The following is a 16,201-nucleotide window of genomic DNA, read 5'->3' on the forward strand; positions in this document are numbered from 1 at the left end:
TACGCATCTTGCTGCGGTGCTCGCATGTGGACCCGCTTTGCACGCCTCTTCGTCATCAAGACCAAGTTCGAGGCCTTTCTCGTCATCTACGGCCTCGGGGTCGGCGCGGTTGAACGCGGGATGCACTACCTGCAGCAATATCCCGGATACGGCGGCTGGCTTCTATTCGCCGTCTGTCCGATCGCGGTCTTCATGGCCGGCGGGCGGATCATCGACTCGGTCGACCACGCCCATCAACGCTAGGTTCCACGGCGCGCTAGGAGACTAGTTGACCTGCTGCGCGAGATGCAGGTAGCGGCTCGAAAAGTCGGCGAGTTCGCGCAACGCGTCCCATTGCGGAAAGCTGATGCGGCGGCGGTTGCGGCCGATCAGCCCATCCGCTTCGAGCGACTTGATCGTCCGGTTCACATGCACCGCCGTCAGCCCCAGCGCATCGCCGAGCTGCTCCTGGCTCATCGGTAGCTCGTAGCCCTCGGCCCCCGTCAGCCCTTGCATGTCGAGACGGATCGCGAATTCGCACAGGAAGTGCGCAAGCCGCGACCGGGCATCGCGGCGACCGATGTTGAGGATCCATTCGCGGAAGATCGAGCCCTCGACCAGCGTGTTGACGAAGATCGCGGTGCCGATCGCCGGACGGCTCCGCGCCAGTTCGCGCAGCGCCGACCGCGGGATCGTCGCAATCTCCGCGCGCGTGAGCGTCTGGACGTTGTGATCCGCGACATCGAGGAACAGGTGCTGGAAGTCGAGCGGCTCGCCCGGGATATGGAGCGAGACGATCTGTCGCATTCCGGCTCCCGTAAGTTTCTGGCGATATGCGAACCCCGAGAGCAACACCGCACATTGATCAGGGGCGTCGCCTTCTCGCACGAGATAGGAGGACGGCTCGAACGTGCGCAGCGTGTACGGCAGCGCAAGCAGCGCCTTGCGGTCGCCGTCATCGAGCATCGCGTGCGTTTCCAACTTGCGAACCATCAGCGCCAGGGGGCTGGGCGTCGTAGCCATAAGTGTAATCCCGCAGAAATCGGGGCGGGAGCACATGCATCTCTCGGTCGTCAGGGCCCAAAAAATCGGCTGGCGATAATCTCTTTTAACATAACCGGAGACGGAATGTTTTAATTAATGTTTCATACCGCCAATTTGCTCCAATCAATTTTCGGATTTCGCAAATAAAAATGAAATCACGGGTTTCCGCGGTCATCAATCACGTTGCCAAAATCCGATCCGCTAAGAGCCAGATTAAGTTTATACACCGAACAAATGATCGTCACCATTATTCACGAATACTTGATCCGGGTAAGATTTCTAAGCGATAGTCATTTTAAACGGCTCAAACACTGGCCGGAGACTTCCAACGCCGTATCAACCCGGCCATCACCATATCGACGGTATCGACCTGCGCGGCGATCCGCTGGTGCAGCAATCCTGCAGCATCGCGGAAGCGCCGCGCCAGCAGATTATCCGGCACGATGCCTAGGCCGACCTCGTTCGACACGAGGATTACGCGGCCTTTCAACCGGTCAATCGTCTCGACCAGGTCATCCACGCGGGCCGCGATCGCCTCGTCGGCGAGCAGCAGGTTCGATATCCACAGGGTCAGGCAATCGACCAGCATCACGACGTTCGGCCCATCCTCGCGTACCAGCGCCTCACCGAGCGCGAGCGGAGCCTCGACGGTCCGCCACCGACCGTCGCGGTCGGCGCGGTGGCGCGCGATCCGGTCCTCCATCTCGTCGTCGAACGCCTGCGCGGTCGCGATATAAACGAGCCGTATCGCCTGGTCAGCGGCCGCAGCTTCGGCCACCGCCTGCGCATGGCGACTCTTCCCCGAGCGCGCGCCGCCCAATACGAACAGGCTTCTCCCGAACGGTGCTCCGACCGATTGCATCCCACCGTCTCCTTCGCACTTGCTCGATGTGCCCGGAATGACGATGACGCTCGGAAGATCAAGCGAAAGCCCGCGGATCCGAGTGAAAGACGGTATGAACGCCCTACGCATCCACGGTGGACGGATCGATCTCGCCGCCGCCCGCTACCCGGATGCGCCGCGCCCCTGGCTCGACCTGTCGACTGGCATCAATCCCTGCGCCTGGCCTACCGAGCGCGTCTGGACGGTCGACCTGCACAGCCTTCCCTCACCCGCCGCGATCGCCGAACTGGAAGCCGCGGCGGCTGCGGTGTTCGGAACGACCGCGGACCGCGTCGTCGCGCTGCCCGGCAGCGAACTCGGCCTGCGAACGCTGGCCGCGCTGGACCTGCCTAGCCCCGTCCGGTTCGTCGTTCCGAGCTACGCCACGCATGCCGAAGCGATCGACGACGCCGCTCCGATAGCACGGGGCGCGATCGATACGGTCGCCGATGGCACGCTGATGCTGGCGAACCCCAACAATCCCGATGGCCGCCACGACATGCCGCAAAGCCTGCTTCGGATCGCGCGCAACGGTGCCTTTCTGGTCGTTGACGAGGCGTTCGCCGACATTTTGCCCGGAACGAGCCTCATCCCCCTGCTCGGTCCCGACGACCGCGCGATCGTATTTCGGTCGTTCGGCAAGTTCTTCGGCCTGCCCGGCGTGCGACTGGGGTTCGTGATCGCGCCGCCGGACCACGTCGTCGCGATGCGCCGGCGGCTCGGTAGCTGGCCGATCTCGGCGCACGCCGTGGCCTATGGCATCGCCGCCTACCAAGACGCCGAATGGATCGCCGCCGCGCGGGTCTCGATCGTCGAACGCGCCGCGAGGCTCGACGCGATGTTGTCCGGCCATGGCCTGCAAGCCCGCGGCGAATGCGCATTGTTCCGGCTGGTCGAGACCGACATGGCGCAAGACCTGTTCGAACATCTTGCACGAGCCGGCATCCTGACCCGCACCTTCGATCACTCGCCCCGCTGGCTGAGGCTAGGCGTCCCCGGCGGTGAAGACGCCTTCGCACGCCTCGACGAAGCGCTCGGCAATGTCTGAGCCGGTCGCCGCGCTGGCAATCATCATCGACGCCGCGATCGGCTGGCCGGCACCGCTGTATGCGCGGATCGGCCACCCGGTCGGCGGTTTCGCGCGCATGATCGGTTGGGCCGAGACCCGCTGGAATCGACCCACGCTGTCGGACACGACCCGCCGCGTCACCGGTGTCGTCACGGTACTCGCACTCGTCGCATCAGCCGTTGGGGTGGCGCTCGCCGCAACGTCAGTCGCGCGCTTGGTGTTCGGCCCCGTGGCCTGGATCGCGGTCGCCCTGATGGCGGCGCCAGGGCTGGCGATCCGCAGCCTCCACGACCATGTCGTGCCGGTCGCACGGGCCCTCGAAGCCGGCGACCTCGAAGGCGCACGCGGCCGCATCGCGATGATCGTCGGCCGCGATGTCGCGACGCTCGACGAAGCCGGGGTCGCCCGCGCCGCCATCGAAAGCCTCGCTGAGAGCGTCTGCGACGGAGTCGTCGCGCCGCTGTTCTGGCTCCTCGTCGCCGGAATGCCCGGCCTGTGGGCCTACAAGGCGATCAACACCGCCGACAGCCTGATCGGACACCGCGAGGAGCGGTGGCGCGTGTTCGGTTGGGCGGCGGCGCGGACCGACGACGTCGCAAACCTCATCCCCGCACGACTCAGCGGCGTCCTGCTCTGCGTCGCGGGCGGTGGCGGTTGGCGCACGATGATCCGCGATGCCGGCAATCACGCGTCGCCCAACGCGGGGTGGCCCGAGGCGGCGATGGCCGGCGCACTCGGCCTCCGCCTTGCCGGACCGATCGCCTATGACGGCATCGTCGTCGCCAAGTCCTATATCGGCGACGGCCGCAACGAGTTGACGGCCACCGACCTTCGCGCGGCGCTCGGCATCTATCGCCGGGCCTGCGTCCTACTCCTCGTCATGGCCGGAGCAATCGCATGGCAGCTTTGATGCTCCAGGGCACCGGCTCGGACGTCGGCAAGTCCGTCCTCGTCGCGGGATTGTGTCGCGCGTTCGCCAATCGCGGCTTGTCGGTCCGCCCGTTCAAGCCGCAGAACATGTCGAACAATGCGGCTGTCACGGCCGACGGCGGCGAGATCGGCCGCGCGCAGGCGACGCAGGCGATCGCGTGTCGCGTCGAGCCGACCGTCGACATGAACCCGGTACTGCTCAAGCCGCAGGGCGACCGTACCTCGCAGCTGATCGTCCGCGGGCGGGTCCGCGGCACGCTCGCCGCGGCGCTCTGGCGGGAGGGTCGCGAAGGCTTGCTCGTCGACGTGCTCGACAGTTTCGCGCGATTGTCGGCAAGCTGCGATCTCGTCGTCGTCGAGGGTGCGGGCAGCCCGGCGGAGATCAACCTGCGCGCCGCCGACATCGCCAACATGGGCTTCGCGCGCGCCGCCAAAGTCCCCGTGATCCTAATCGGCGACATAGACCGCGGCGGCGTCATCGCCTCGATCGTCGGCACGCGCGCGGTGATCGACCCCGCCGATGCGGCGATGATCCACGGTTTCCTCGTCAACAAGTTCCGCGGTGATCCGGCGCTGTTCGACGACGGGTATCGAGCGATCGAGGCGCGCAGCGGATGGCGCGGCTACGGCGTCGTGCCGTGGCTGCCAGATGCCGCGCGCCTACCCAGTGAGGACGCGGTAATACTCGAGCGCCCTTCCGCAACCAGCCGACGCCGCGTGACGATCGCCTGCCCGATCACACCGCGGATCGCCAATTTCGACGACCTCGATCCGCTTCGGCTCGAACCCGGCGTCGCGCTCGTGATGGTCCCTCCGGGCACGCCGATCCCCGAGGCGGACATGATCGTCCTTGCAGGATCGAAGGCCACGATCCCCGACCTCGCTTTCCTCCGTGCGCAGGGCTGGGACATCGATATCCTCGCGCATCACCGTCGCGGCCGGCCGGTCCTCGGGCTGTGCGGCGGGTACCAGATGCTCGGTCGCAGCATCGCCGACCCGCACGGCATCGAAGGCGCGGCGACGACGATCGCCGGGCTAGGGCTGCTCGATATCGACACGGTTCTCACGCCGACCAAGACGCTCGAACGGATCGAGGGGACCGCGAACGGTGCACGTTTCAAAGGGTATGAGATGCACATGGGAGCGACGACCGGGCTCGACCTGAGCCGCCCCGTCGGCCACCGTGTCGACGGCAGCGCGGAGGGTGCGACGAGCGCCGACGGGCTGGTCCACGGCAGCTACGTCCACGGCCTGTTCGCGCTTGCCGGGCAACGCGCCGCGTGGCTGGCGCGGTTGGGCGTCGATGCAGTCGGACCCGACCACGCGGCATCGATCGATGCCGCGCTCGATGCGATCGCCGCGACGCTCGAACGCCACCTCGATCTCGATGCGATGCTCGACCTAGCCCAGCACGCCGGCCGGAACGCCGGCCGAAACGCCGACGGCAACGGCGGCGGCTGACGCGAGTAGCAGTCCCGTCTCGACCAGTTCGATCCCTGCCCCATGCGCGTCGCCGGTCACGCCGCCCAGCTTGCGGCGTAGCCACGCTGCTGCCCCAAGGATGAGAATCGGCGTTGCGACCAGGCCCGGCGCAGCCACCGCGGTCAGCGCAAGGACCACTCCCCAACCGACCAGATCACGCGTGCGAACCGCGCCGGCAACCGCCGCGCCCAATCCGCCGGCCCGCAACGGCGGCAACAGGACAGCCCAGGCAGGCGGCCCCATCCGGGCCGCAAACGGCACCAGGGCGACCAGCCACCAGCCTGTCGGCCCGACCGCGTGCAGCAACACGAGCTTGGCGATCATCTGGCCCGCGATCGCGACGACGCCGAAGCTCCCGATATGCGGATCGGCCATGACCGCGAGCAGGCGAGTCCGGTCACCATGTGCTGCACCCAGCCCGTCGGCGAGATCCGCCAGTCCATCGAGGTGCAACGCTCCCGTGACGGCAATCCAGGTCAGCAAGGCGGCGCACGCCCCGGTCCAGGGGTCGATCAACGCCCCTGCCCAACCGGCCGCGGCGACCAGCGCACCGATGGCCAGCCCCACGATCGGATAGAACCGGATCGCGGCCGCGAAATCGTCCGCTCCGACCTCGACCCGCGGCATCGGCAGGCGCGTCAGGAAGGCGAACGCGACGATCAGGCGCTTCACGTCGCCAGCCCGACGATCTGCGCCGTCCGGTCCGGCCCTGGCCAGATGCGCAGCGATACGAGCGCGGCATAGGGCAGGTCGAACGCCCATGTCTGGCGCCGGTCGAACCCGCACAGGTCCGAGAGCGCCGCCCGGATCGCGCCGCCATGCGTCACGACCAGCGTCGGCACCGGCGGAAGTGCCGCGAGGGCATCGCCGACCCGGTCCAGCAACGACGACCATCGCTCACCATCCGGCGGCGGGGCGGCGTCCGGATCGTCGTGGAACCGCGTAAAGGCAGCGGGATCGATATCGGCGGGCCGCAACCCGTCCCACGCCCCGAAGTCGAGTTCACTCCATCGTCGATCGACCGTGCCGACGATGCCTCGCGCACGGCCGATGGCCATCGCACAGTCGCGCGTACGCGTCAGGTCGGACGAGATGATCGCGGCAACCTCCAGTCCCCCGGCTCGAGCGACGCACGCCGCAACGCCAGCCTCCGTCACCGGATCGTCCGTTCGCCCCAGCAACAGGCCTTCGCGGACGGGAGCGCCATGCCGCATCAGGTACAGCATGTGCGAGCCGGTCACGCGACCGAGACCCCCGCCTCGGCAAAGGTCGCCATTTCGTCGTGCGCCGCCAGCGCCGCGCGAACGAGCAACGTCGCGGTGGCCGCACCGCTTCCCTCGCCGAGCCGCATGCCTAGCGACAGCAGGGGATCAAGGTCCAATGCCCGCAACAGGCGCGCATGACCGGGCTCGGCCGACACGTGGCCGGCAAGACAATGCGCGAGGATATTTGGGCACGCAGCGGCGATCGGCGCGACCGCGGCACAGCATATGAAGCCATCGAGCATGACGGGTATGCCAGCGAGACGCGCCGCGAGGACCGCGCCTGCGATCGCCGCAAGTTCACGACCGCCAAGCCTGCGTAGCGTCTCGAACGGGGTGGTCAGTGCGTCCCAGTGCAGCGCCAGCCCGGCCTCCACGGTCGCGATCTTGCGGGCCATGCCGTCGTCGTCGACTCCGGTACCGGGCCCGACCCAGTCGCGTGCCGAGCCATCGAAGCTGGCGAGGCACAGCGCGGCGGCCGAGGTCGAGTTGCCGATCCCCATCTCGCCGAGCACGATCAGATCGGGCGCGTCCGCAACGACGGCGGCGCCCGCGTTGATCGCCGCGAGGCATTCCTCTTCCGACATCGCAGGCGCGACGGTGAAATCGGTCGTCGGCCGGTCGAGATCGAGCGGGACGACTCTGAGATCGAGCCCCGCCGCGCGCGACAGCGCATTGATCGCCGCACCGCCATGTTGGAAATTGGCCACCATCTGCGCGGTGACGGAGGCCGGAAACGCACTGACACCGCGATCGACGATGCCGTGATTACCCGCGAAGACCACCACCCGGCCGCGATCGAGCCGCGGGCGTTCATGGCCCTGCCAGCCGGCCATGAAGACGGCAATCTCTTCCAACCGCCCGAGCGAACCCGGCGGCTTGGTCAGTTGCCCCTGCCGCGTCACCGCCGCCGATCGAGCGGCTTCGTCGGGCTCCGGCAACGCGCTCAAGGACGATAGAAATGCCCCGGTCGTCGGAAAAAAGGTCATTCCACCACGAACCCGGCGGGCGGCGTGCGGGTGATGAAATGCCCCTTCACCCCCTGCGGCCATTGCTTGAACGGCACCTGCCCGAACGCACTCTCGCCATAGAGCCGCGCGTAATCGAGGATCGCGCGCGCGGCGTCTTCGGTGGGCTCGAACCGGCCGAGCACATAGCCGACCTTGGCAGGTGCGCGCAGATGGATGGTGCAGAAATCCTGGCACGCGAACAGGCACGGCATTTCCTGCACGGCTACGTCGGCATAGGCGGGATCGCTCGCCTGCACCGCCTTCAGCGCACTGACCAGCCGCGCGCCGCCACGCTGGCCCTGCTCGTCATCGCGCGAGTCCGCGGAATGGCGACACGTATTGCACGCGACCACCGCGACGCCGTCCTCGACCGGCTTCAGCATGTCCGTACCCGGACGATCTTAGAATGACGTGAAATTGGCATAGGAACCCCTTGGGACAGTCGGTCCCGCACCGCGCAAAGGGCGAGAGGCGCACGCCTCCTGCCTTCGCGCGACGCGAAGCGATGTCGTCGCTCGGGGTGTTACCCGTCCGTTCGGCGCACCCTGGCCAAACGAAAGACGACCGCGACGGGCAGGTCTCCTGGCTCGCGGGTCAACGCCGGCCGCGCCGCCTTCTCGGGACCATCCCAATGGCATGAGGCACGATGGCTCGCCGCGTACAGTTGCAGGGGCAGCCGGGTGTTTCCCGTTCCCATTTTCATTTCCATAAGCGTTGCCGCCTCGGGAAAACCTGTCGCAGGTCGAGCGTTACGCGGGCGGATGAAGAGGCGCAAGACAACACCCGATGATTGAAGGCACCCGTCCCAATCACTCCGTCACCTCGGACTAGTTCCGGGGTCCACCCGTCCGCATACCTACCACCGCCGAGCTTGCGGAACCGTGGATGCCGGAACGCGCCCGGCATGACGTTGGGCTCAGAACTCCACGCCCGCCTGAGCCTTCACTCCGGACCGAAACGGATGCTTCACTTGCGTCATCTCCGTCACCAGGTCCGCCACCTCGATCAGCGCATCCGGCGCGTTCCGCCCGGTCACCACGACATGGGTCATCTCAGGCTTGGCCGCCAGCACCGCCAGCACCTCGTCGACCGGCAGATAGTCATACCGCAGCACGATATTCAGCTCGTCCGCGACCACCATCGCATAGGACGGGTCGGCAACCATCCGTTTCACCTCGTCCCACGCCTCGCGCGCCACAGCGATATCGCGCGCGCGATCCTGCGTGTCCCAGGTGAACCCCTCTCCCATCGGCTTGAACTCGCACAGATCCGGAAACGCGTCGAAGATCGCCTTCTCGCCGGTCGCCATCGCGCCTTTCACGAACTGCACGACGCCAACCTTGCGCCCATGCCCGATCATTCGCACCGCCATGCCGAACGCGGCGGTCGACTTGCCCTTGCCCTTGCCGGTGTGAACGATGATCAGCCCCTTCTCGATCGTCTTGCTCGCGACGATCCGGTCCTGGACCTCTTTCCGCTTGGCGCTCTTGGCATTCTGCTCGTCGTCGGTCCGCATGATCATCTCCTCTCCTGCCCCCGATGGCGGATCGCGCCGCGCGGCGCTAGAGCGTGCGGCATGCTCCGCATCACCGACCTCAAGCTGCCGCTCAACCACGCCGACGAAGCGCTCCCTGCCGCGATCCGCGACCGCCTGCGCGTCACTCCGCGCGACCTGATCCGCTACACCGTGGCGCGGCGCGCACACGACGCCCGCGACAAGATGGACATCCAGCTCGTCTATTCGGTCGACGTCACGCTCAAGAACGAGGACACCGTCCTCACGCGCTTCAGGAAGGATCGCCACGTCCAGCGCACGCCCGACACCGGCTATCGCTTCGTCACCAAGTCAGGCCCGAACTACACCGGCCCCCGCCCGGTAGTCGTCGGCGCAGGCCCCTGCGGGCTTTTCGCGGGCCTGATTCTCGCGCAGATGGGGTTCCGCCCGATCATCCTCGACCGCGGCAAGGTCGTTCGCGAGCGTACCAAGGACACCTGGGGCCTCTGGCGCAGGAGCGTCCTCAACCCCGAATCCAACGTCCAGTTCGGCGAGGGCGGTGCCGGGACCTTCTCCGACGGCAAGCTCTGGAGCCAGATCAAGGACCCGCGCCATCTAGGCCGGAAGGTCCTGACCGAGTTCGTCAAGGCCGGCGCGCCCCCGGAAATCCTCACCGAAGCGCACCCGCATATCGGCACCTTCCGCCTCGTCACGATGGTCGAGAGCATGCGCGAGACGATCGAGGCACTCGGTGGCGAATACCGTTTCTCGACCCGCGTCGACGGTCTCGACATCGTCAAGGAAGCCGGTACCCGCCAACTCCGCGGCCTGCATCTCAGCACCGGCGACTATCTCGAGGCCAACCACGTCGTGTTCGCCGTCGGCCACAGCGCGCGCGACACGTTCGAGATGCTCCATGCCAGGGGCGTCCATGTCGAGGCCAAGCCTTTCTCGATCGGCGTCCGCATCGAGCATCCACAGTCGTGGATCGACGAAGCACGCTTCGGGCCATGCGCCGGCCACCCGGATCTCGGCGCGGCGGCCTACAGCCTGTCGCACCACTGCAAAAACGGCCGCACGGTCTACAGCTTCTGCATGTGCCCGGGCGGTACCGTCGTCGCCGCGACCTCCGAAGAGGGCCGCGTCGCCACCAACGGCATGAGCCAATATTCGCGCAACGAACGCAACGCGAACTCGGGGATCGTCATCGGCATCGACCCGGAGCGCGACTATCCCGGCCACCCGCTCGCCGGGATCGAACTCCAGCGCCACTGGGAATCGCGCGCCTATGTCGCCGGCGGTTCGAACTACAAGGCGCCCGCGCAACGCATCGGCGACCTGCTCGCAGGCCGCGCGTCGACTGCGCTCGGGTCGGTGATCCCATCGTACAAGCCGGGCGTCCACATGACCGACCTGTCGGAGTGTTTGCCGGAGTTTGCGATCACTGCGTTGCGGGAGGCTCTGCCTGCGTTCGGGCGTGAGATTCCTGGCTATGACCATCCCGACGCGGTGCTCACCGGCGTCGAGACACGGACGTCATCGCCAGTCAGGATCACGCGAGGCGACGATTTCGTCAGCCTCAACACCGCCGGCCTGTTCCCGGCGGGCGAAGGCGCTGGCTATGCGGGGGGCATTCTTTCCGCCGCGGTCGACGGTATCAAGGTGGCGGAGGCTGTTGCGCTCAGCCTGACGGCCTGACTCGGACGCTACTGTTCCCCGCGAAGGCGGGGGTCCAGGAGCCACAAACGTTGGCAGTCGTGACCCTGGGCTCCCGTCTTCGCGGGGTAACATAGACGGTTGTGGCATTTAGGTTTGAAGCATGACCATCAGCATCAAACTGGAGCACCCCACCCCGGCGGAGGGCGGGGCTCAGTTGGGAAACAGTGGTAACTGCGCCCGGCGTTCAGGTGCTCAGGCCTTCGCAACTGGACCCCGGCCTTCGCCGGGGAGGTGGGGAATGCGGAAGGCCGTCGCGTTCGACAGGCCTAGCATATTCGATGGCAATGCGTGCGATCGTGGCAATTCACCCTAAGATCCGACAAACTTCAGATCGCCCTCAACTCACTTCCGCCGTTGCGGCCCCGTCTCGATCAACCAAGCTCGTGGCAACCCCGTCGGCTTGGCCACCCCGTCCAACCGCCGCGCACTGACCAGCGCCACGCGCTTCAGGATCATCTGGTCCTTGAACGCATCCATGCCGCCCCCCGTAGGCTTGGCGAGGATGCGCTTCACCACGTCCATCCCCGCGACGACATGCCCGAACGCCGCATAGCCCGGATACCCCGCGCGCGCGTCCATCACCGGCGCCGGCCCGATCGTGATGAAGAAATTCCCGCCCGCCGACGCCGGGGTCATCCCGCGTGCCATCGAGATCGTCGCGTCGAGATGCTTGATCCCGGTCATCGCCGTGGTCTCGAGCGGAAACGGTGGCAGGATCCGGCGCGCATCGGTGCGGATGCCGGCCTGGATGAAGCCGAGCTTCGGGGCCGACTTCTGGCGGCTCGCGCGGTAGAAATCGGTGCCGTCGAACCGGCCGTCATCGACATAGGCGAGGAAATTCGCGGTCGTCTTCGGTGCGTGGCGCGCGTCGAGTGTTAACAGGATCGGCCCCTCTGACGTGACTAAGCGCACGCGAACAAGGCCCGGCTTCGGTCCCGGTTCGGCGCGCTGTACCGACCGCCTTGCCGGCTGCGCCGTTCCTGCCGTGGCCAAGGCCGCAAGGGCTACGAAGCCGATCATCAAACGCCGCATTTCGATCACTCACGCCTTTACCGATCGGGGCCGGCTACCTGTCCGTTTGCGGCGAGGCAAGCGTGGAGGGGTATCTAGTGACGTGGAGTAAACCGGTGATCACCGTTGGTACCAACGTACGTTTTGCACCGCTCAGCATGCACCAGCGAGCGCTTCGGCTTAGTTCCATTCGTCCGAGTAGGCACCTCCCCGGCGGAGGCCGGGGCCCAGTTGGGGAACGTCGGTAATGTAGGTTTGCGCTTTGTCACTCAGGCCATACCAACTGGGCCCCGGCCTTCGCCGGGGTGGTGTACCTGTAGCCAGTTCGTCCGAAACTTCTTGCGCTGGGTAGCTCTCAAACATACCGCGGGATCGGCCCCACTTGCGGCGTCTGGTCCGGCAAATCGACCATCGTCTCGTCCACGAAGCACCAGCCCCAGCCCTCCGGCGGGTCATACCCTTCGATGATCGGATGCCGTGTCGCGTGAAAGTGTGCGGTCGCGTGGCGGTGTGGGGAGTCGTCGCAACAGCCGACATGGCCGCATTCCCGGCACAACCGCAGATGCACCCACTCGCTGCCGATCCTGAGGCACTCCTCGCACCCCTTCGCGCTCGGCGTCACGTCGCGGATCGTCTCCATATGCGTACACCCGTAGATCATCCTGCGCGCCTTTCCACCATGTCGGCCAATATCATGTGAATCTGCGCGACCACCGCCGCGCCCTCGCCGACCGCCGCCGCGACGCGCTTGGTCGAGCCCGCGCGGACGTCGCCGATCGCGAACACCCCGGTCCGGCTCGTCTGCAACGGCAGCGCGGCGCCGCCGGTGACGATGAACCCCTTCTCGTCCGTATCGATGCAGCCCTTCAGCCAGCCCGCATTGGGGTCGGCGCCGATGAACAGGAACAGGTGCCGCATCGCGCACCGCGTCTCCGCACCGTCGCTGCGTTGCCGGAAGACCGCGCCGGTCAGCCCGGACGCGCGCTCGCCCTCCAGCCCGACGATCTCGGTGCCGACGCGAATCGTCACGTTGGGCAGCGCGGCGATGCGGTCGATCAGATATTTCGACATCGTCGCGGCCAACGGACGGCGCACGATCAGGTGCAGGTGCTTCACGCGCGGCGCTAGGAAAACCACCGCCTGCCCCGCCGAGTTGCCGCCGCCGACCAGCGCGACCTCCTCGCCCTCGCACAATCGCGCCTCGATCGGCGATGCCCAATACGACACGCCCGCGCCCTCGAACTCCGCCAGGTCGGGGATGTCCGGCCGCCGATACCGTGCGCCCGACGCGACGATCACCGTGCGCGATCGGACGCGTCGATCGCCCGGCAGTTCGAGCGCAAGCGGGTCGCCCGCAGGCCGATCCTCGTCGCAATCGAGATGCTCGACGGTCAGCGGGATCGCGATCTCCGCCCCAAACTTCAGCGCCTGGTTGAACGCACGCCCCGCCAGCGCCTGCCCCGAAATGCCGGTCGGAAAACCCAGGTAATTCTCGATCCGTGCCGATGCCCCCGCCTGCCCGCCGATCGCACGCTCGTCGAGCACGATCACCGACAGCCCCTCGGACGCGGCATACCCCGCCGCCGCCAACCCGGCCGGCCCCGCGCCGACGATCGCGACATCATAGACCACGTCCGGATCCAGGTCGGGGGTAATGCCGAGGCACGCGGCCACCTCGATATCCGACGGTCTTTTCAGCACCGCACCGTTCGGACAGACCACGAGCGGCAGGTCGCTCGAAGCGACCCCGGTCCGCTCGACTAAGGCATGTCCTTCGTCGTCCGATGCCGCATCGAGGACGATGTTCGGATACCCCGATCGCGTGAGAAATCCCTGCAACCGGACGACATCGGGACTGCCCGGCACGCCGACGATCACGGTCCCCCCGCTGCCCTGCTCGATCAGGCCGACGCGGCGCAGGATCAGCGCGCGCATCACGATCTCGCCGACGTCCGCCGACCCGACCATCAGCGCACGCAGGTGCGCGGGATCGAACGGCAGCGCGGTGCAACCTTCGGGTCCGGCCGTGCCGCCGGCAATCGTCGGGCGGCCGGCAAGCTGGTTGACCTCGCCTGTCAATTGCCCCGGGCCGTGCGTCGTGATCGGTGCCTCGTGGCTCAGCCCGTCGCGACGGACGACGTCGATCGTTCCCGCGAGCACCAGCCATGCCGCAACGCCTTGGTCGCCGATCGCATAGACCTGCTCGCCCGCCGCGAAGACGCGCGCAAGGCCGCTGGCAAAGCGCTTTGCCGTCTCGAGTTGCTCGGCGTTGAGCACGGGGAACATCTGATGGTCGCGCGCGCCGACATCGCTCATGTCCGCGCCACCGGTTCGAGCCCGAGCAACAGCGTCGGGATCAGCTCGGACACGGTCGGGTGGATCGGCACCGCCCAGCGCAGCGTCGACACCGTCTGATCCGCGTTCATCATGTCGAGAATCCCGTGGATCGCCTCGTCGCCGCCCGTGCCGAGGATCGCCGCCCCCAATATCCGCTGTGTTTCCGCATCCGCCACGATCTTCATGAACCCCTTGGTCTCGCCCTTCTCGACCGCGCGCCCGACGCGGGTCATCGGCCGCTTCGAGACGAGGATCGGTCGCCCGGTCTGCTCCGCCTGGGCCTGTGTCATCCCCACCCGGCCGAGCGGAGGGTCGGTGTAAAGCGCGTAGCCGACCAGCCGCTGGCTCAACGTCCGGTCATCGCCATCGAGCAGGTTCGCAGCGACGATCTCGAAATCGTTGTACGCGGTGTGCGTGAAGGCGCCGCGGCCGTTGCAATCGCCCAGTGCCCAAACCCCGGGAACGTTGGTCTGCAACAGGTCGTCGACGATCACGTAGCCCTTCTCGTCCATCGCCACCCCCGCAAGATCGAGCCCAAGATCGTCGGTGTTTGGACGTCGCCCGACGGCGAGCAGCACGTGGCTGCCGACCACCTGCGGATCGCCCGCGTGGCAATCCACCGAAACCGCGACGCCGACGTCATGCCGCGCGAAGGCGATGCAATTCGCGCCGGTTCGCACCGCGATGCCCTCATCCTCCAAAATCGTGCGCACCGCGTCGGACACATCGGCATCCTCGTGCCCGATCAATCGTTCGCCGCGCTCGACCACCGTCACCGCGGCGCCGAACCGTCGGTACATCTGCGCAAACTCCAGCCCGACATAGCTGCCACCGACGACGACGAGGTGCGCCGGGACCTGCTCCAGCGCGACCATGTCGGTATTGTCGAGATGCGGCACGTCGCCGACGCCCGGCATGTCGGGCACGCTCGCGCGTCCGCCGACGTTGAGGAAGATGCGCGGTGCGGTCAGAGCCTCGCCGTCGACTAGAATGGTGGAGGGCCCGGTAAAGCGTGCATGGCCGCGTAGTAGGGTCAGGCCCGCCATGCCCTCGAGCCAGCGCTCGTTGCCTGATCGTGCATCCATCACGACTTTGCGCGCGCGGGCCGCGACCGCGGGCATATCGACCGTGATCTCTCCCACGGTGATGCCGAACTCAGCCGAACGTCGGGCCAGATGTGCCACATAGGCGCTGGCGACGAGCGTCTTGGTCGGCATGCACCCGGTGTTGACGCAGGTGCCGCCGACCAGTTTCCGCTCGATCAGCGCGACTGTCATGCCCGCGGCGGTGAGGCGGCCGGCCAGCGCTGGTCCGGCCTGCCCGGCGCCGATGATTATCGCGTCGAACGTCCGCATCAGATCGACAACACCACCAGCACCGCCAAGAGGATCGCAATCGCATCCTCGATCAGCGCGGCTGGCCGATCGTTACCGAACGCCACCGCCAGTCGTGCGCGCAACGCTGCACCACCGTAGATACCGACGACCGCACCGACGACGCCGAGCACGATCCCCGGCAACGGCGCGCCGATGCCGAACCCCAACGCTGCGCCCGACAGCCCTCCCGTGAGCAGTCGCGCACCGAACTGAGCCGGAACCTTGCGGCTGGGTGTCGACGGAAGCTGATCGGTGACGAGTTCGGTGGCCGCGAGCAGCGTGAATATCCACGGCGTGAACCGGTAGCCGAGGAACGCGAGCCATGTACCCTGCAACGGCAACGTCCCCTTGCTAGCGGCCCAGGCTATCGCGGCGGGCGCCAGCATCGCGCGCAACCCCGCGACGATGCCGATGACGAAGGCGAGGATCAGTCCGTGAGCGAGCGAGGGGACAAGCATGGCGGTCTCCGGTCCGGTGTGTCCAACATCGTCCCACGCACCGCCCCGAGCGTCAATTCGTTACGCATCCGATCTGGCCTCGATCCAGTCGTGGGTTACCGTCAGCCAACCACCCGACCGGACCAAGCACCTGATATCGAAAGCGA

The 16,201-nt window shown here is 67.0% G+C and carries 17 protein-coding genes and 1 riboswitch; of the genes, 5 read left to right on the forward strand and 12 right to left on the reverse strand.

The features are described 5' to 3' along the window. The first annotated feature begins 24 nt into the window (after positions 1 to 24). The gene (locus tag AC1MH0_RS03110; protein ID WP_480964680.1) at positions 25 to 243 is read left to right on the forward strand and encodes a hypothetical protein; all 219 of its coding nucleotides are present in this window, start codon (positions 25 to 27) and stop codon (positions 241 to 243) included. A 21-nt stretch (positions 244 to 264) separates the two neighbouring features. On the opposite strand, the gene AC1MH0_RS03115 is transcribed toward AC1MH0_RS03110, so the two are convergent. Next, positions 265 to 1,002 carry a Crp/Fnr family transcriptional regulator gene (locus AC1MH0_RS03115; RefSeq protein WP_480964681.1) on the reverse strand — a complete coding sequence of 246 codons (738 nt, stop codon included), beginning with the start codon at positions 1,000 to 1,002 and terminating at the stop codon, positions 265 to 267. 325 nt (positions 1,003 to 1,327) lie between these two features. After that, positions 1,328 to 1,885: a bifunctional adenosylcobinamide kinase/adenosylcobinamide-phosphate guanylyltransferase gene (gene cobU, locus AC1MH0_RS03120; RefSeq protein WP_480964682.1), complete on the reverse strand. Its 558-nt coding sequence runs from the start codon at positions 1,883 to 1,885 to the stop codon at positions 1,328 to 1,330. A 94-nt stretch (positions 1,886 to 1,979) separates the two neighbouring features. Between cobU and AC1MH0_RS03125 the strand changes: the two genes are divergently transcribed. The 3 genes from AC1MH0_RS03125 to AC1MH0_RS03135 are packed head-to-tail and all read left to right on the forward strand — an operon-like array spanning position 1,980 to position 5,366. Further along, on the forward strand, positions 1,980 to 2,954 hold the full coding sequence (locus AC1MH0_RS03125) for an aminotransferase class I/II-fold pyridoxal phosphate-dependent enzyme (protein WP_480964683.1): 975 nt from the start codon (positions 1,980 to 1,982) through the stop codon (positions 2,952 to 2,954). Next, positions 2,947 to 3,885 (forward strand): adenosylcobinamide-phosphate synthase CbiB, encoded by a 939-nt coding sequence (cbiB, locus tag AC1MH0_RS03130; RefSeq protein ID WP_480964684.1) that lies wholly within the window; start codon positions 2,947 to 2,949, stop codon positions 3,883 to 3,885. The genes AC1MH0_RS03125 and cbiB overlap by 8 nt, the downstream gene beginning before the upstream one ends. Then, on the forward strand, positions 3,873 to 5,366 hold the full coding sequence (locus tag AC1MH0_RS03135; protein WP_480964685.1) for a cobyric acid synthase: 1,494 nt from the start codon (positions 3,873 to 3,875) through the stop codon (positions 5,364 to 5,366). The genes cbiB and AC1MH0_RS03135 overlap by 13 nt, the downstream gene beginning before the upstream one ends. Here the strand turns inward: AC1MH0_RS03135 and cobS are convergent. The 5 genes from cobS to cobO form a co-directional block, all read right to left on the reverse strand. Further along, a complete protein-coding gene (cobS, locus tag AC1MH0_RS03140) occupies positions 5,307 to 6,059 on the reverse strand; it encodes an adenosylcobinamide-GDP ribazoletransferase (RefSeq protein ID WP_480964686.1) in 753 nt (250 codons plus the stop codon). The genes AC1MH0_RS03135 and cobS overlap by 60 nt on opposite strands. After that, positions 6,056 to 6,613 (reverse strand): histidine phosphatase family protein, encoded by a 558-nt coding sequence (locus tag AC1MH0_RS03145; protein ID WP_480965660.1) that lies wholly within the window; start codon positions 6,611 to 6,613, stop codon positions 6,056 to 6,058. Before AC1MH0_RS03145 ends, cobS begins: the two co-directional genes overlap by 4 nt. A gap of 11 nt (positions 6,614 to 6,624) precedes the next feature. Next, positions 6,625 to 7,638 (reverse strand): nicotinate-nucleotide--dimethylbenzimidazole phosphoribosyltransferase, encoded by a 1,014-nt coding sequence (gene cobT / locus AC1MH0_RS03150; RefSeq protein WP_480964687.1) that lies wholly within the window; start codon positions 7,636 to 7,638, stop codon positions 6,625 to 6,627. Beyond that, a complete protein-coding gene (locus AC1MH0_RS03155; RefSeq protein ID WP_480964688.1) occupies positions 7,635 to 8,042 on the reverse strand; it encodes a DUF1636 domain-containing protein in 408 nt (135 codons plus the stop codon). The genes cobT and AC1MH0_RS03155 overlap by 4 nt, the downstream gene beginning before the upstream one ends. A gap of 172 nt (positions 8,043 to 8,214) precedes the next feature. Further along, positions 8,215 to 8,410: riboswitch (cobalamin riboswitch) on the reverse strand. Between the two features lie 165 nt (positions 8,411 to 8,575). Further along, positions 8,576 to 9,181, reverse strand: coding sequence for a cob(I)yrinic acid a,c-diamide adenosyltransferase (gene cobO / locus AC1MH0_RS03160; RefSeq protein WP_480964689.1), 606 nt, complete (start codon positions 9,179 to 9,181; stop codon positions 8,576 to 8,578). 54 nt (positions 9,182 to 9,235) lie between these two features. On the opposite strand from cobO, the gene AC1MH0_RS03165 reads away from it, so the two are divergent. Beyond that, positions 9,236 to 10,852, forward strand: coding sequence for an NAD(P)/FAD-dependent oxidoreductase (locus AC1MH0_RS03165; protein WP_480964690.1), 1,617 nt, complete (start codon positions 9,236 to 9,238; stop codon positions 10,850 to 10,852). 363 nt (positions 10,853 to 11,215) lie between these two features. On the opposite strand, the gene AC1MH0_RS03170 is transcribed toward AC1MH0_RS03165, so the two are convergent. From AC1MH0_RS03170 to AC1MH0_RS03190, 5 genes are all read right to left on the reverse strand, one after another. Further along, entirely contained in the window at positions 11,216 to 11,893 is a 678-nt protein-coding gene (locus AC1MH0_RS03170) for a peptidylprolyl isomerase (protein ID WP_480964691.1), read from the reverse strand. Positions 11,894 to 12,239: 346 nt separating this feature from the next. Next, positions 12,240 to 12,545 carry a UBP-type zinc finger domain-containing protein gene (locus AC1MH0_RS03175; RefSeq protein ID WP_480964692.1) on the reverse strand — a complete coding sequence of 102 codons (306 nt, stop codon included), beginning with the start codon at positions 12,543 to 12,545 and terminating at the stop codon, positions 12,240 to 12,242. Then, positions 12,542 to 14,200, reverse strand: coding sequence for an FAD-dependent oxidoreductase (locus AC1MH0_RS03180; RefSeq protein WP_480964693.1), 1,659 nt, complete (start codon positions 14,198 to 14,200; stop codon positions 12,542 to 12,544). Before AC1MH0_RS03180 ends, AC1MH0_RS03175 begins: the two co-directional genes overlap by 4 nt. Then, positions 14,197 to 15,579 (reverse strand): FAD-containing oxidoreductase, encoded by a 1,383-nt coding sequence (locus AC1MH0_RS03185; RefSeq protein WP_480965661.1) that lies wholly within the window; start codon positions 15,577 to 15,579, stop codon positions 14,197 to 14,199. Before AC1MH0_RS03185 ends, AC1MH0_RS03180 begins: the two co-directional genes overlap by 4 nt. Then, positions 15,576 to 16,055 (reverse strand): DUF4126 domain-containing protein, encoded by a 480-nt coding sequence (locus AC1MH0_RS03190; RefSeq protein ID WP_480964694.1) that lies wholly within the window; start codon positions 16,053 to 16,055, stop codon positions 15,576 to 15,578. The genes AC1MH0_RS03185 and AC1MH0_RS03190 overlap by 4 nt, the downstream gene beginning before the upstream one ends. Between the last annotated feature and the right edge of the window lie 146 nt (positions 16,056 to 16,201).

The sequence above is a fragment of the Sphingomonas sp. AP28 genome, from assembly GCF_056680455.1.